Annotated in this window: 14 protein-coding genes; 7 read left to right on the forward strand and 7 right to left on the reverse strand. The window is 58.6% G+C overall.

Annotated elements, in window-relative coordinates; translation table 11 throughout:
* Positions 1 to 10: 10 nt before the first annotated feature.
* Together K5Y33_RS05910 and K5Y33_RS05915 are read right to left on the reverse strand one after the other, a co-directional pair.
* On the reverse strand, positions 11 to 1,111 hold the full coding sequence (locus K5Y33_RS05910; RefSeq protein ID WP_222233451.1) for an ABC transporter ATP-binding protein: 1,101 nt from the start codon (positions 1,109 to 1,111) through the stop codon (positions 11 to 13).
* A gap of 162 nt (positions 1,112 to 1,273) precedes the next feature.
* Entirely contained in the window at positions 1,274 to 1,936 is a 663-nt protein-coding gene (locus tag K5Y33_RS05915) for a GntR family transcriptional regulator (RefSeq protein WP_222233452.1), read from the reverse strand.
* 168 nt (positions 1,937 to 2,104) lie between these two features.
* Here K5Y33_RS05915 and K5Y33_RS05920 point away from each other — a divergent pair, with 168 nt between their 5' ends.
* The 7 genes from K5Y33_RS05920 to K5Y33_RS05950 are packed head-to-tail and all read left to right on the forward strand — an operon-like array spanning position 2,105 to position 9,557.
* Positions 2,105 to 3,595 (forward strand): ABC transporter substrate-binding protein, encoded by a 1,491-nt coding sequence (locus K5Y33_RS05920; RefSeq protein WP_110866135.1) that lies wholly within the window; start codon positions 2,105 to 2,107, stop codon positions 3,593 to 3,595.
* Positions 3,592 to 4,452 carry an ABC transporter permease gene (locus tag K5Y33_RS05925; RefSeq protein WP_101764420.1) on the forward strand — a complete coding sequence of 287 codons (861 nt, stop codon included), beginning with the start codon at positions 3,592 to 3,594 and terminating at the stop codon, positions 4,450 to 4,452. Before K5Y33_RS05920 ends, K5Y33_RS05925 begins: the two co-directional genes overlap by 4 nt.
* Position 4,453: 1 nt before the next feature.
* Positions 4,454 to 5,368: an ABC transporter permease gene (locus K5Y33_RS05930; RefSeq protein ID WP_222233453.1), complete on the forward strand. Its 915-nt coding sequence runs from the start codon at positions 4,454 to 4,456 to the stop codon at positions 5,366 to 5,368.
* Entirely contained in the window at positions 5,365 to 6,768 is a 1,404-nt protein-coding gene (locus tag K5Y33_RS05935; RefSeq protein WP_222233454.1) for a M20 family metallopeptidase, read from the forward strand. Before K5Y33_RS05930 ends, K5Y33_RS05935 begins: the two co-directional genes overlap by 4 nt.
* Positions 6,768 to 7,766 (forward strand): 1-aminocyclopropane-1-carboxylate deaminase/D-cysteine desulfhydrase, encoded by a 999-nt coding sequence (locus tag K5Y33_RS05940; RefSeq protein WP_101764422.1) that lies wholly within the window; start codon positions 6,768 to 6,770, stop codon positions 7,764 to 7,766. Before K5Y33_RS05935 ends, K5Y33_RS05940 begins: the two co-directional genes overlap by 1 nt.
* Positions 7,766 to 8,749: an ornithine cyclodeaminase gene (locus K5Y33_RS05945; protein WP_192411854.1), complete on the forward strand. Its 984-nt coding sequence runs from the start codon at positions 7,766 to 7,768 to the stop codon at positions 8,747 to 8,749. Before K5Y33_RS05940 ends, K5Y33_RS05945 begins: the two co-directional genes overlap by 1 nt.
* Complete coding sequence (locus K5Y33_RS05950) at positions 8,739 to 9,557, forward strand: sulfurtransferase (RefSeq protein WP_222233455.1); 819 nt, start codon at positions 8,739 to 8,741, stop codon at positions 9,555 to 9,557. The genes K5Y33_RS05945 and K5Y33_RS05950 overlap by 11 nt, the downstream gene beginning before the upstream one ends.
* On the opposite strand, the gene K5Y33_RS05955 is transcribed toward K5Y33_RS05950, so the two are convergent.
* From K5Y33_RS05955 to K5Y33_RS05975, 5 genes are all read right to left on the reverse strand, one after another.
* Positions 9,543 to 11,150 (reverse strand): ABC transporter ATP-binding protein, encoded by a 1,608-nt coding sequence (locus K5Y33_RS05955; RefSeq protein ID WP_222233456.1) that lies wholly within the window; start codon positions 11,148 to 11,150, stop codon positions 9,543 to 9,545. The genes K5Y33_RS05950 and K5Y33_RS05955 overlap by 15 nt on opposite strands.
* 242 nt (positions 11,151 to 11,392) lie before the next feature.
* Entirely contained in the window at positions 11,393 to 12,367 is a 975-nt protein-coding gene (locus tag K5Y33_RS05960; protein ID WP_008104043.1) for a sugar-binding transcriptional regulator, read from the reverse strand.
* A gap of 193 nt (positions 12,368 to 12,560) precedes the next feature.
* Positions 12,561 to 13,418 carry a phosphogluconate dehydrogenase C-terminal domain-containing protein gene (locus tag K5Y33_RS05965; RefSeq protein ID WP_101764427.1) on the reverse strand — a complete coding sequence of 286 codons (858 nt, stop codon included), beginning with the start codon at positions 13,416 to 13,418 and terminating at the stop codon, positions 12,561 to 12,563.
* A 4-nt stretch (positions 13,419 to 13,422) separates the two neighbouring features.
* Positions 13,423 to 14,232: a sugar phosphate isomerase/epimerase gene (locus tag K5Y33_RS05970; protein ID WP_101764428.1), complete on the reverse strand. Its 810-nt coding sequence runs from the start codon at positions 14,230 to 14,232 to the stop codon at positions 13,423 to 13,425.
* Positions 14,232 to 15,005, reverse strand: coding sequence for a triose-phosphate isomerase family protein (locus K5Y33_RS05975; RefSeq protein ID WP_101764429.1), 774 nt, complete (start codon positions 15,003 to 15,005; stop codon positions 14,232 to 14,234). The genes K5Y33_RS05970 and K5Y33_RS05975 overlap by 1 nt, the downstream gene beginning before the upstream one ends.
* Positions 15,006 to 15,008: the final 3 nt, after the last annotated feature.

Genomic DNA, 15,008 nt, shown 5'->3' on the forward strand with positions numbered 1-15,008 from the left:
ATGACAACGGTTAAACGGCGTATTTTTTCTGTGAAGCAAACATCTGTTGTTCGGCTGGCACGCAGCGCTTACCGCTCTCGCGATGAAACAGATATTGCCGCGCGGCGGACCACTGCAATCCCACTTCACTGCCATCGGTGAAGCGCTGCATGCCCGGCACTTTAATGGTCAGCGGTTCGCTGATGCCAGCAAGCAGGCACACCAGCAAGGTATCAGCGCCCATATATTCAGAACTGATCACCCGCGCGGTCAGCGCCGCCTGTTCTGCAGCGATCGGCTGGATATCTTCGGCACGCAATCCAAGGCTCAGCGGCGCGTCGCGGTATTCCACTACCGGCGCGGTGAGATGCAGCAGACAGTGATGCGCGCCATTGCGCTGCAGCGGCAGGATGTTCATCGGCGGTGCGCCAATGAACTGTGCGGCAAACACGCTGGCGGGATTGTTGTAGAGATCGTCTGGCGTGCCGTGCTGTTCAATGTGGCCATCGTTGAGCAGGATAATGCTGTCGGCCATGCTCATCGCTTCAGTCTGATCGTGCGTGACGTACAGCATGGTCAAACCGAGTTTTTTCTGCAGCGCGCGGATTTCACGGCGCATGCTTTGCCGCAGCCTGGCGTCGAGGTTCGACAGCGGCTCATCCATTAAACACAGCGTGTTATTGGCGATCACCGCACGGCCCAGCGCCACGCGCTGCTGTTGTCCGCCGGAGAGCTGCGATGGAAAACGATCCAGCAGCTTATCCAGCTCCATTAGCTTGCTGACATTATCCAGGCGTGCAGCAAACGACTGTTTCTCCTCGCCGCGCGCTTTCAAACCAAACAGCAGGTTTTCGCGCACGTTGAGGTGGGGAAACAGCGCGTAAGATTGAAACACCATCGATAGCTTGCGCTGCGACGGCGGCAGATGGGTGATATCGACATGATTAAAGTGGATCGCCCCGCGATCGGCTGTTTCCAGCCCGGCGATGGTACGCAGCAGCGTCGATTTACCGCAGCCCGACGGACCGAGCAGCGCGACAAACGCGCCTTCTGCCGCGTCGAAGCTGATGTCGTCCAGGGCGATTTTCTCGCCCCAGGCTTTAGTGATGTGGTGAAGCGAAAGGTGGCTCATGCATCCGCAATCCAGAAATCAGAATGGCGGTAAGCTAGCGGAAGGAAATGAAGGTTTTATGTCATTGCGGTGACCGCGCGGTTAATCAGATGCGCAATGCATTACGCCGCTACAAATAATTGCACGCTTAGTAGCGGCAAGGTTCACGCGCTCTTTTGCTTTTTACTGATTGAAATAGTGCTGATGCAAAATCGCAGCCCCATCATCAATCGCTTTCATCAATATCTTTTCACTGGTGACCGCATCGCCGGCCTGTAACGCTTCCAGCAGGTGATCATAGTTATGATGCCCATTCACCACCTCGGCCGGCTGCGGATAGAGATAGTTAAAGCACGGACCGATCTGCACCCAAAGCTGTTCGATCAGCGCCTCCAGCGTTGGCATTTGCGCATAGCCATAGAGCGTAAAACGGAACGCGCGATTGGCTTCTAACGCCGCCTCGGCATCACCGCTTTGTTTGGCTTGCATAAAGCGCGCGCAGAGTTTTTTCAGCTCAGAAATCTGTTTTTTTCCCAAAAATGGCGTCGCCGCCCTCACCGCTAAACCTTCAAGCTGCTTACGAATCAGCGTAATCTCATCAAAGCGCTGGCGCGTCATTTCCGGAACCAGAAACGCCGCAGCTGGCGTGGCGTCTAATGCTCCGGCAGAAACCAGTCGCAACAAGGCTTCACGCACCGGCGTGATGCTGGTACCCAATTGAGTCGCCAAATCGCGCGTCACCAGCCGTGCGCCGGGTTTTAACTTGCCAACAATCAGCGCGCTGCGCAGTGACGATTCCACCTGCGCGGTCAAACTCATGCGCTGCGCTTTATCCATTTCGATCATACGTTGAGGGCCTTCTACTGAATTTCGCAAATGGTAAGTTATTTTTAATGTTTTATTGCCAACTTGCCAGATTATAGGATATATCATGTATTACAAATAAGCACAGTCTTGATTCTGGCAGTATCCACTCTTTTCACTACCTTGCCGTTGGCAATTTTGGGAAACGTTATGAGATTACCTGCAGTGAAGTTTGCCACCACCGCGTTGCTATTTGCTCTGATGCCAGCCGTACAGGCAGCGGAACTGACCATTGGCCAACCCACGTCTGCCACGGCGATGGATCCCGGCTTTCTCAAAGAATCTGCCACCTTAGTCGACAACCTCTTCGATACCTTAGTGCGCCGCGCCGATGACATGTCATTACAGCCGGGCTTAGCCACTGAGTGGAAAGCGATTAACGACACCACCTGGCAATTTACCCTGCGCCAGGGCGTGAAATTTACCGATGGCGAGCCGGTGAACGCCGAAGCGGTGAAGTTCTCCATCGATCGTATTTTAGACCCCGCCAATCACGCACCGACGATTTCCTACATCCGCACCATCAAATCGGTGGACGTGATCAACGACTATCAGGTGCAGATCCACACCAACGGACCGGATCCTCTGCTGCCCACGCGCATGAGCCGCTACCCGGCTTACATTGTGCCGCCAGCCTACGTGAAGAAAGTTGGCGCCAGCGAGTTCGCACGCAAACCGGTGGGCAGCGGCGCTTACAAGCTGGATAGCTTTATTCCGGATGAAAAAGTGGTGATGGTCGCCAATGAAACGTACTGGCGCGGCAAACCGGCGATTGATCGCGTTACCTGGCGTCCGATTCCCGAAGCCACCGCACGCCTCACCGCGCTGCTGACCGGCGAAGTGCAGCTGATTGAAAGCGTGCCTGCTGATTTAGTGCCCGCACTGAAAAATCGCCCCAACGTCGAACTGGAACAGGTGAAAGGCGGCGGACTGACGATTTACCTCGGTCTTAAAGATGATGAGAAACCGCTGAGTGATGTGCGCGTCCGTCAGGCGCTTTCGTTGGCGTTAAACCGTCAGGCTTATACCCAACAGTTGCTGCACGGTTTCGGTACGCCAACCGGCACCATGGCCGGTGCTAATGACTTTGGTTATCTGGCGGTTCCGGCCACCGCGCAGGATGTGGCGAAAGCCAAATCGCTGCTGGCTGCAGCCGGTTACGCAAACGGCTTTACTCTGCGCTTCCAGGCGCCGCGCCGCTATATTGCCAGCGCCGATGTGGCCCAAGCCATCGTGCAGGATTTAGCCGCCATTGGCGTGAAAGCCGAGCTGGAAGTGCCGGAATGGTCGGTTTACACCCAGCAGGTCGCGTCTCAGAAACAGGCTCCGATGTATATGCTGGCGTGGGGATCCACGCAGACGCTGGATGCCGATGCCGCGCTGTTCCCCATCCTGCGCAGCGGCGAGCCCTATTCCACCGTGCATGATGCAGAGCTGGATAAGCTGCTCGATCAAAGCCGCCAGATTGTCGATCCCGTTGCGCGCAAAAAAGTGCTAGAGCAGATTCAGCAACGCGTCGCGGAACAACAGCCGCTGCTGCCGCTGTACCGTGAAGATACCTTGTATGCGCACAGCACGTCGCTCAACTTCAAAGGCCGCGTCGATGCCCGCATCCCGCTGTTTGATCTGAGGCTGAAATGATTTCACCGGGCACCGTGCTGCAGCGCCGTCCACGCCGCCTGATTTACGGCGATGCGGTAATCGGCAGCCTTTTGCTGATCGTGGTGATTGCCGCGGCGCTGCTCTCTCCGTGGCTGCCGTTGCCCGATGCCTTAAGTAACAATCTCAATGAGATGTTCCTGCCGCCGGGTTCACCCGGTGCGCAAGCCACGCATTGGCTCGGCACCGATCAACTGGGCCGCGATCTGCTGGCGCGCATTCTCTCCGGCACGCGCTTGTCGCTGCTGGTGGTGTTGGTCGCGGCGGCGATTGGCGCGGTGATTGGCGTCGCGCTAGGTATGATCGCCGGTTACGCCGGCGGTTGGGTTGATGCGCTGATCATGCGACTGATCGACATCCAGCTGGCGGTGCCGTTTATTCTGTTGATTCTGCTAGTGATTGCGCTGATGGGCGCATCACTGACCAACATCATTGTGATTATGGGCTGCACCAGCTGGGCGATTTATGCCCGCGTGGCGCGCGCCAAAACCTTAGAGATTCGGGAATTGGAATATATTCAGGCGGTGCGCGCCATGGGCTTTTCGCCGCTGCGCATACTGCTACGGCATATCCTGCCCAATCTGTTGACGCCGCTGGTGGTGTTGCTAACGCTGGATATCCCACGCCTGATCGTGCTCGAAGCCTCAGTGGGTTTTCTCGGTATGGGCATTCAGCCACCCACGCCAACGCTGGGCAATCTGATTGGCGAAGGTCGCTCTTACATGCTGCTGTCGCAATGGCTGGTGCTCTATCCCGGTTTGGTGATTGCAGCGCTGGTGATTGGCTGCAACCTGCTCGGCGATGCGCTGCTGCGTCGCACGCACACAAGGCTGGATTAAGATGCTGAACATTCTGCTCAATCGCCTTGGCCAATCGGTTTTAGTGTTGCTTGGCGTGTCGCTGCTGATTTTCTTTAGCCTGCACATGACGGGCGATCCGGCGGCGCTGATGATGCCGCCCGGCTCCAGCCAACAGGAGATCGATACTTTTCGTCATAGTATGGGCTTTGATCGTCCGCTGCTGTGGCAATACAGCCACTATCTTGGCGTCGTGCTGCACGGGGATTTTGGTGAATCACTGCGCTACAGCCAGCCGGTATTGGCGTTGATTGCCGAACGTCTGCCGGCGACGGCGCTGCTGGCGGTGAGTGCGCTGGCATGGAGTTCACTGCTCGGTCTGCTGCTCGGCATTATCAGCGCCCTGCGGCCGCACAGCCTGTGGGATTTGTTATGCCGCCTGCTGGCCTTCTCCGGCCAAGCGATTCCGGTGTTCTGGCTCGGGCTGCTGCTGATTCTGCTATTTAGCCTGAAGTTACAGTGGCTGCCCTCCAGCGGTTACGGCACTTTCGCCGCGCTGGTGATGCCGGCGCTCAGTCTGGGTGCGTTTTACATGAGCGCCGTGGCCCGCCTGACGCGCGCCAGCCTGCTGGATGTGCTGCAACAGGATTATATCCGCACCGCGCGCGCCAAAGGGCTCAGCGCCTGGCGCATCGTGGTACGCCACGGTTTGCGTAACGCACTGATTCCGGTGATCACCGTACAGGGCATGTATTTCGCCTCGCTGCTCGGCGGCGCACTGGTGACTGAGATTATTTTTGCCTGGCCGGGCATTGGTCGTCTGGCGATTCAGGCGATTCAAAACCGCGATTTCCCGCTGGTGCAGGCGATTGTGTTACTCGCTGCCGTGGTGTTCGTGGCGATCAATTTGCTGATCGACCTGCTCTATCTGGTGCTGAACCCGAGGATTCGTTTATGAGTCGCCTTGACGCCACGCTTGAACTGCTGAGTGAACTGACGCGCTGGCCAAGCGTGGCCGGTCAGTTATCCTCGCAGTGCGGGTTGGCCGCCTGGCTGGAACAGTGGATGGTAACGCAGCTGAATGCCGCGATCGTCTATCCGGTGGCGTCTCAAACCGATGATGTCCCACCGCTGGTCCATGTCCGCATCGATAACGGCAGCAGCAAAACCGTGGTGCTGTACAACATGTATGACGTAATGCCTGCGGATGATGCTGGCTGGGATGTGCCGCCGTTTGTCGGTGGCGTGTGTCACTGGGACGATCTCGGCGCGGTATTTGTCGGACGCGGTGCAGAGAACAATAAAGGCCCGGTCGCCGCCCTGCTTATTCTGCTACGTGAACTGCAGCAGAGCCATCAGCTCGATTTTAATATCGAAATCCTGCTTGAAGGCGAAGAGGAAGTGGGCAGCGGCGCGCTGCGGCGTTATCTGGCGCAACAGCCTTGCCCGATTGCTCCCGCTGAAGCGGTGCTGTTTCCGTCACTGTGTGAATACGGTGGCGGCGCACCGCGCGTCTATCTCGGCTTTACCGGATTGGCCAGCGGACGCCTCAGCGTCACCGGCGGCGCATGGGGCGGACCGTCTTCCGCGATTCATGCCAGCAATGCCGGTTGGATCGCCAATCCGGCGTGGCGCTTAGTGCAGGCATTAGATGCCATCGCGCCAGCTGAACACAGCGGCGTATTAGCGTGTCACGCCACGGACGATGAGGCGAATCAGTTATTGGCGACCTTAGCCGCTGAATTCAGCATCGATGACGAACTGCAGTTCCGTCGCAGTCAGCGCCTGATGATCGCAGGCGACACGCTGAGCTGCCTGCAAACGCTGCTCGGCAGCGCGGTTTTAACGCTGGCGGAATTGCACAGCGATCCGCCGGGCGGACGCGGCGTCATCCCGTTCCGTGCCAGCGCGGAACTGGCGTTTCGCATCCCGCCGGGTTTCGATCAGGACGCGATGATTGCCGACGTGCAGCAGCGGCTGGCACAAGCCGATTTAGCCGGCAGCGAGCTGCACCTGTTTGATCGCTATCCCGGCGTGCGCTTTAGTCGCAGCGCCAGCGGCGTCGATGCCCTAATCGCCAGCTATCAAACGCTGGGCGCGGCACCGCAAATCTGGCCGTGGGCGCCGGGCTGTGCGCCCGCCTACGCTTTCGCGGCCGTCGCGCCCGCTTTTCTGATTGGCGGATTAGGCCACGGCGGCAACGCGCATGCCGTTAATGAGTTTGTCACGCTGGCGGGACTCGAACGCTTCCAGCAATCCATGAGCCTGTGGCTCAACGCATTCAATGATTCGGCCATTGGCCGGGTCGCGCCACACCAGGGAAACACCGCAGTACACAAAAATAAAGGTAGTAAATAATGAAATCAGTAGAAGAGTTTGAACGCGTTCCGCTCGGCTTCTTCCCCACTCCTCACGAGCCGCTGCCGCGGCTCAGTGAGGCACTTGGGATTACGCTGACGATCAAACGTGATGACTACAGTGGCTTCGGCGGCGGCGGCAACAAAGTCCGCAAGCTGGAGTATCTGATGGCGGAGGCCTGCAAAACAGGCGTGAATGTGGTGATCACCACCGGCGGGCATCAGTCGAACCACGCCCGCATGGTGGCTGCCGCCGCACGCAAGTTTGGTATGCGTCCGGTGCTGGTGCTGCGGGGCAATCCGCCCGCAAGCTGGCAGGGGAATCTGCTGCTGGATAAGCTGTTCGGGGCCGAGGTGCAGTTCCTCGATCCCGACGGCTATTTCAGCCAGATTGAAGGTGCGATGCAGGCGCACGCTGATGCGGCTCTCGCGCAAGGTGAAACCCCCATGATTATTCCGCTGGGTGGCGCAACGCCACTCGGCGCATTGGGTTATGTACGCGCAGTGGAAGAGATAGCGGCGCAGCTGGCACCCAGCCAGACGCCCGCACCCGATTTCATCGTCGCGCCCACCGGTTCCGGCGGCACACTGGCGGGATTGCATGTGGGTACGCGTCGCTATTGGCCCAATACCCGGGTGATTGGCGTGAGCGTCAGCGCCAAAGCCGACTGGTTCCAGCCACGCATTGCCGGCATGGCGCAGGATTGTGCCGATCTGCTGCAATGGCCGCAGCAGTGGCAACCGGAGGATATCTGGATTGAGGATGGTTATGTCGGTCAGGCGTACGGCGTACCATCGGACGGCGGCATCGCTGCCATCTATCAACTCGCCCAACTGGAAGGCGTGCTGCTGGATCCGGTTTACACCGGTAAAGCGATGCACGGCCTGTTCTCGCTGGTCGAACAGGGGCGCATTCCGCAGGGATCGCGCGTCACCTTCGTGCATTGTGGCGGTTCTCCGGCGCTTTATCCCTTCGCCGATCGCCTGCTGGAGGCGTAATGGAAGCCTTATTGCGTGTACTGGATGAAGCCACCGTCGCGCAATTAGGCGGCGGGGATGTCGCTTTGGCGCTGGAAGACGTCAAAGCGGTGATTCAGCTGATGCGTCTCGGCGAGGCGCAGATGCCCGCCGAAAATCACATCGATCTCGGTACGCCGCTCGGTAAAGCTTATGCCTTACCGGCGCGCGTCGGCGGCAGCTACAATGCCGCAGGCGTGAAGTGGACGGCACATCGTCCACAGCGACCGGATGCGTTGCCCGCCGCCCTAGCCTTGACCCTGATTAACGATGCGCAGAGCGGCATTCCGCGCGGCTTGCTGGCCAGCGGCGCACTCACCGCGGCGCGCACCGCGGCGGTGAGCGCACTGGCGTTACAGCTGGCCGCACCGCGTCCGGTAAAACGCGTGCTGCTGCTCGGCGCCGGTTTGCATGCTCAGGCGCATCTGCGCATGCTGCAGCAGTTGTTTCCGCAGCTGGAACAGATTGGCGTGTGGAATCGCTCCCCTTTTAAACTCAGTGCGTTGCGCGAAGTGCAGATCGAAACCGATCTGCCGCTCGCTCTGGCGCAGCCTTATGACGCCGTGCTGACCTGTACCAGCGCCGACCAGCCGATTGTCGACGCCGCAGCGGTACGTCCCGGTAGGATCATTGTGCAGGTCGGTTATCACGAAGTGAGTTTTGCCGCCATCAAAGCCAGCAGCAAGGTGGTGGTGGATGCGTGGGGCGATTTTGCCCAGCGCAGCGCCAAAAGCCTGTTCCAGATGTTCCGCGCCGGGGAGTTTGCTGAGCAGGATGTGGCGGCCGATCTCGCCGCGCTGCTGCTGGATCACTGGCGTCCACAGCCCGATAACAGCGTCTATTTCTCCTCGTTTGGCCTCAATGTGTTTGATATCGCCCTCGCCGCCCGCGTGCTTCAGGCCGCCGAGCATGACGAGCTCGGTTCGTTGCAGTCGCTGTTTTCAGGAGTTCTGCATGATCATTGATGTGCTTTCACTGCATCAGCGCCAGGCGCGCGGCGAAGCGTTTCTGCTGATCGATGTCCGCGAATTTGCCGACTGGCAACGCGCCACCTTGCCTGGCGCGCAGCACTGTAACGTCTACGACTATTTTATTGAGGATTGTAGCGAGACAGGTTTAGCGGTGATGGCAGCCGAAGCCGCCACCGCGCTGCAGCCGATGTTTACCGCGTATCCCAACGCCACGCCGGTGTTTTTCGAACAGCAGGTTGGCATGCGTTCACCGCGCGGCGCCTGGTTCGCCTGGCTGCTCAAGCGTGATGATGCGCTGATTCTGGATGGCGGCGTGGATGCGTGGATTGCGGCAGGCTATGAACTCGCGCCGGGATTGGGATTAAGCCGCACCGTGGCGCATCCACCGGCAGCCAACGCACCCGCGTGGAATCGCGAGCTGGTGTGCAGCCGTGAACAGGTACTAGCAGCGGATGGCGTGGCGGTGATCAACGTGGATGCCCGTCGCCCCAGCGAGTTTGACGGCAGCTTTGCGCATGCCTGCTGTCAGCGCGCGGGACGGATTCCACATTCTCAGCTACTGTTCTGGGAAGATGTCATCGCCAACGGCCATTTCTTATCAGCGCCGCAGATTGCCGCACGCGCCGAGGCGGCAGGACTGAGTAAAAACGCGAAGTTGCAGGTTTATTGCCATCGTGGTGCCCGCGCCGCCACGGTGTTGGCGGCGTTAAAACTGGCGGGCTATCCCCATGTTTCGGTGTATGTCGGTTCCTGGCACGAATGGGCTGAACATCACGAACTGCCGCTGTTACACGGCAGCTGATCGCAGCGCCAGCGCCTGCTGCACGTCCGGCGCAGCGGCGAGCAGTTGGCGGGTGTAATTGTCCTGTGGATGGTTAATCACGCTGGCGGTCGCGCCCGATTCCACAATCCTGCCGTGATACATCACCACCACGCGATCGCACAACTGACGCACCGCGCCGAGATCGTGGCTGATAAACAGCACCGATAATCCCAGCTTGTGGCGCAGCGTATTAAACAGCGCCAGAATCTGCCCGCGCACCGATAAATCCAGCGCCGCTACCGCTTCATCCGCCACCAGCAGCTTCGGCTCCATCGCCAGCGCGCGCGCAATGGCAATACGCTGACGCTGGCCGCCCGAGAACGCGCCCGGCAGACGGGTGGCATGTTCGGCTTTCAATCCCACCAACGCCAGCAGCTCTTTGACTCGCGCATCCACCGCCGCGCCTTTGCGCAGTTGCCAGACGCGCAGCGGTTCGGCGATCTGCTCACCAACCGGGATTTTCGGATTCAGGCTGGCATAAGGATCCTGGAAAATAATCTGCGTGTGGCGACGTAAGCTATGCAGCTGACGTCCTTGCAAATGCTGCCCCTGAAAATGCACTTCGCCGCCATCCGCCGTAATCAGGCCAATCGCCGCACTGCCCAATGTGGTTTTACCGGAGCCGGATTCGCCAATCAGTCCGACAATTTCGCCCTGCGCAATCGACAGATTCGCCGCATGCAACACGGTTTGCCATTTGGCCGGCCACAGCGGCATGCGGCGCGGCAGCGGATAGCTTTTACTGATGTCGCGCAGCACCAGCAGCGGCGGCTGTGCAACCGGCGCAATCGCCTCGGGGATTTGCGTTGCCGAAGCAGTAATCAATTTGCGCGTGTAAGGATGCGTTGGCGCGCCGAGCGTACTCAGCACCGCGCCCTGCTCAACCAGCTGCCCTTGCTGCATCACGCAGACGCGGTCGGCGTAGCGCGCTACCACCGAGAGATCGTGGGTGATCAACAAGATCCCCATGCCCATCTCCTGCTGCAGTTCCTGCAACAGTGCCAGAATCTGCGCCTGAATGGTCACGTCCAGCGCGGTGGTCGGCTCGTCGGCAATCAATAACTCCGGCTGACCGCTGATGGCGCTGGCGATCATCACCCGTTGCCGCATGCCACCCGACAGCTGATGAATATACTGCCGCGCGCGCTGCGCTGGATTGACGATGCCGACGCGATCCAGCAGCGCTATCGCTTCCTGCTGCGCCTGTTTCCAGCCAAACTGACGATGCCGCACCAGCACTTCGGCAATCTGTTCACCAATACGCAGCGTGGGATTCATGCTGGTCATCGGCTCCTGAAACACCGTGGCGATGCGGCAACCACGCAATTGCTGGGTTGTGCGCGCATCCAGCGGCTCGCCATTGAACACCACGCGGCCGCCACTCTGCTGCACGCCCGCCGGCAACAAACTCATCAGCGCCAGCGAGGTCAAGGTTTTGCCAGATCCCGATTCGCCAACTAACGCCAGGATTTCCTTGCGATCGAGATGAAAAGAGATGTTATCCACCAGCAAGCGCTGATCGTGAGTGTGCAGCGAGAGATTTTCAACCGAGAGCAAGCGCGCGTTAGTCATCAGGCAGGGATTCTCAACAAGGAAAAATACAGGATATATCCTGAACATAGCACGAACAAGACCGTTCGGTTATGGCACTGCGCGTTGCGGAATAAGGGTATTCATTGAGTTTAAAATATTCCGTATTTACGGCGATGATTGCCGTTGAATCGTAAAACGGTAAACTTTTTCGCGGAATGCTCGTTAGTTAAGCGTCTTTCGGTCACCATAAATGGCGACCCTACAAAAGGTTGGCCGTTTAACTACACCTTCTCCTGCGACAAACTCAAAATGGTGCGGATGTTCTGCGCGGTGGTGGCGATAATATCGATCGCGCCAGTGCGCAGTGCGCCGAGGATCGCCATCGCTTTGGTATTTTCCGCAGCAATGGCGATCACGCAGGGAATCTTGCGTAATTCATCAATGCTCAGCCCAATCACGCGATCGTTCATCACAGTATCCACGTGCTGGCCCTGCGAATTAAAGAAGTCATAGCCGGCGACATCGCCGGTCACGCCCTGATTAACGCTGGCGTCGATGATTTCGTGCGGCGTGAACCAGCCGAGTTTCACCATATAGCTGTTTTCATTCATGTCGCCGATGCCCACCAGCGCCACATCGGCTTTACGCGCGCGGTCCAGCGTCTCTTTGATGGTGCCATTTTGCATAAACGCATCGCGCAACGCGCGGTTCTCAACATAGGCGGGCGCGTACAATGTTTCGCTGATGCCGCCGAACTTCTTCGCCAGACGACGGCTGATATGGTCAGCGTTGATGGCATCACCGGGACGATGCGTGCCGCCAATGCCGCTGATAAACAGACAATTACGCGTCGGCACCTGGCCGGGATAATCGGCGACAGCGGCCACGTTGCGCCCTTGCCCAACGGCGACAATGGCGTCGTCTTTCAGCGACTGCGCTAAATGTGACGACACCAGGGCAGCGACCTGACGTCGCTGCTCTTCCTGATCGGGCTGATCGAGCGCTATCAGCGCACGTTGCAGCTGTGGGAAGCGATTTTGCAGCTGTTGTTCGAGGCGGGTACTGAAGACGGGATGGTAACGCACGTTGATTTCGACGATGCCCTCTTCGCGCGCGCGTTTGAGCAGTCGGCCGACTTTAATGCGGGAAATACCAAACTTACGCGCAATCTCCTCCTGGGTGATTTCGTCCTGATAATAGGCGACCGCTATTTCCGTCAGCAGCTCGGAGTCCTGAGAGAGCGTGTTTTTTTCCATCCGTAACCTGTCTTTTGGGTGTTATTTGAAGATGTAAAGACCGCGCCATGTAGGGTGCGCATTGATGCGCACCAGGTCACCATGAATGGCGACCCTACAAAATGGGGCGAGATCTGACGTTGGCAGGGAGTTATATCATTGATACGACTCGCTTCGCCAGACCACAGCGCCGCGAGTCGATCGAGCATCACGCTTAGCGCTTGATGGCGTCGATTTTCAGCATACGGGCAATCACGATATCCAGCTCTTTCTGATCGAAGATCTGTTTCCAGTCAGGTTTCACAATCTTCTCACGACCGTACTCCATGGCGATCATGCAGGCATCCGAGAACGGGTTGGTCGCGCGGAACGCCACGGCGAGCGCGATCTGAATATGGCCGTACAACATCGCTTTAGCCGCTTCTTCCGGCACGCCGCTGTGCTTCACGGTTTCATCCAGCGCCTCTTTCATAAACGCACCCACCATGCAGGCTACGGTTTCCACCAGCGTCGGTTCCAGATACGCCAGCTGCGTCACGGTGACCCAATGCACCTGCTCCACCGGGCCGTACATCACGCTGATCACCTTGCTCAGCTCGGCTTTCTGCTCATCAGAACCGGTTTCATAGGAAGCCGCCACGTGCTGAATCGCCGCGATACCGCCGAAGGCATCGGCATGTTCTTCTTTGGTGTAACGCTCAAGGAATACCGACGGATGGCAAGGATGCGCCACCGCGTATTCAATGCCATCACGATGGGCGATCAGATTGGCGTAGGCCGCCGCCGGATCCAGCGTCAGCAGAATCGCGCCCGGTTTCATCTGTGGCACCACGCCTTCAGACACTTTGCCCAGCACGATATCCGGCACCGCCAGAATCACCACGTCGCTCAATGGCACCACGGAGGCCGCATCAGAGAGTTCGCGCCCCTGCGCGCTCACCTGCTCTTGCGCCTTGGGTGAGTTCTCACAGTAAAACACCTGGTAATCGCTTTTCTGGAAGTTGGCAGAAATACGCATACCCATTTTGCCGCCCGCGCCAATCACGGTGATGGTTTTCAGTTGCACGCTCATGTTGTTACTCCTGATCTTGTTTACTACGTAAGAATTCAACGGTGCGGCGAGTCCATTCGGCTTCTCGCTCGCAGGTTACAGCGGCATCGTCTTGCCACGGCAACCAATGTTCGACGATTTGGTTAATGCCTTTATCCGCCGGGCGCACGCTGGCGATCATCCGGTCGTAATCCAGCAAGCCTTCGCCCATCGGGCAGCCAGCAAAGGTAAAGCCGACCCAGCCATCACGGCGCGTGAAGGCAAAGTCTTTGATATGCAGATTGCCGACGCGCGCGGCGGTGTTGGCAATCACCTGCTCTGGCAGTTCGAGTCCGGCGACACAGTTGGCGGGGTCGAGACACACGCCGAGCCACGGCGACAGGAACTTGTTGATCACTGACATCATCGCGCCGCTGTTCACCTGCTCGTATGTCTCCAGACAGAGACGCACCTGCTGGCGGGCAAAATCCGGCAACACCGCGCCAATCAGCTCGGCGGCTTCGTCGAGCGTGGGACGGTGATCGGCGGTGTAGAACATCGAACGAATGACGCGCGCATCAAGGATTTCCGCCATGTGCAGATAACGACGCAGATGCGCAGTGCCGAGGCCGCGCGTGCCGAGTTCCAGCGTGATGCCGAGCGCATCAGCCTGCTGACGCAGCGTCAGCAGCTGTGCGTCAGTCCAGCTTTCAATCGCCGGGTAATCGCAGATTTGAAACACCGACACATCCAGTTCGGCGGTCTGTTGCAGCATCTGCTCCAGCGTCAGCGGATGAGGGACTTTCGACGACATGCGCCAGAAAAAGGCGTAGGTACTGAGTCCGATACGGCTCATTAACGGCGCTCCTGAGCCAGCTCACTGGCTTCATCAATAATTTGTGCCAACGCTTTGGGATCGTGGGCAAAGCGACCCAGAAACAGGCCATTTACGTCCGCGCCAAGGCGCTGAATCAGCCCCGGACCGGCACTGCCGCCGTAAATGATTTTCAGGGTGATGCCGGGCGGCGTGGCGAGCTGCTGCAATCCGGCGCACACGGCGCGGATGTAGCTGTCCGGTGCCGGTTGCGGCGCACCAATTGCCCACTGCGGTTCATAGGCAAAGAACACTTCGCCCTTTAAGCCCTGCTGCGCCGACTCGGCCAGCGCTTCGGCCAGCTGCTGCTGACACAGCGCGATTGCCTGCTGCGGTTCTGCCTGCACTTCTTCACCGATGCACAGCACCGGCGTGATGCCGTGACGCAGCGACATCGCCACTTTGGCGGCAATTTGCACTTTGTCTTCGTGGAAATGACGACGGCGCTCGGCGTGACCAATTTCGGCCAGCGAGCAGCCTAACTCCTGCAACATACTGGCGCTGACTTCGCCGGTCCAGGCTCCGTTCTCAGCCTGGCAAACATCCTGAGCGCCGAAGCGCACCGGCGTGTCAGCGAAGATGGCTGCAACCGCCGGAATCGCCGGATAAGCCGGTAACACAAACAAGCCCACGTCGCCGTTTTTCACCGCAGCATGGTCGGCTAATGCCGCTACATCACGACACCATTGCAAGGTTTGCTGATAGCCGAAATACATTTTTAAACTGACGCCGAGCCAGATTTTTGGCTGAGACATGCT

Origin of the sequence: Pantoea sp. DY-17, assembly GCF_019795975.1 — a bacterium.
GTDB lineage: Bacteria > Pseudomonadota > Gammaproteobacteria > Enterobacterales > Enterobacteriaceae > Pantoea > Pantoea leporis.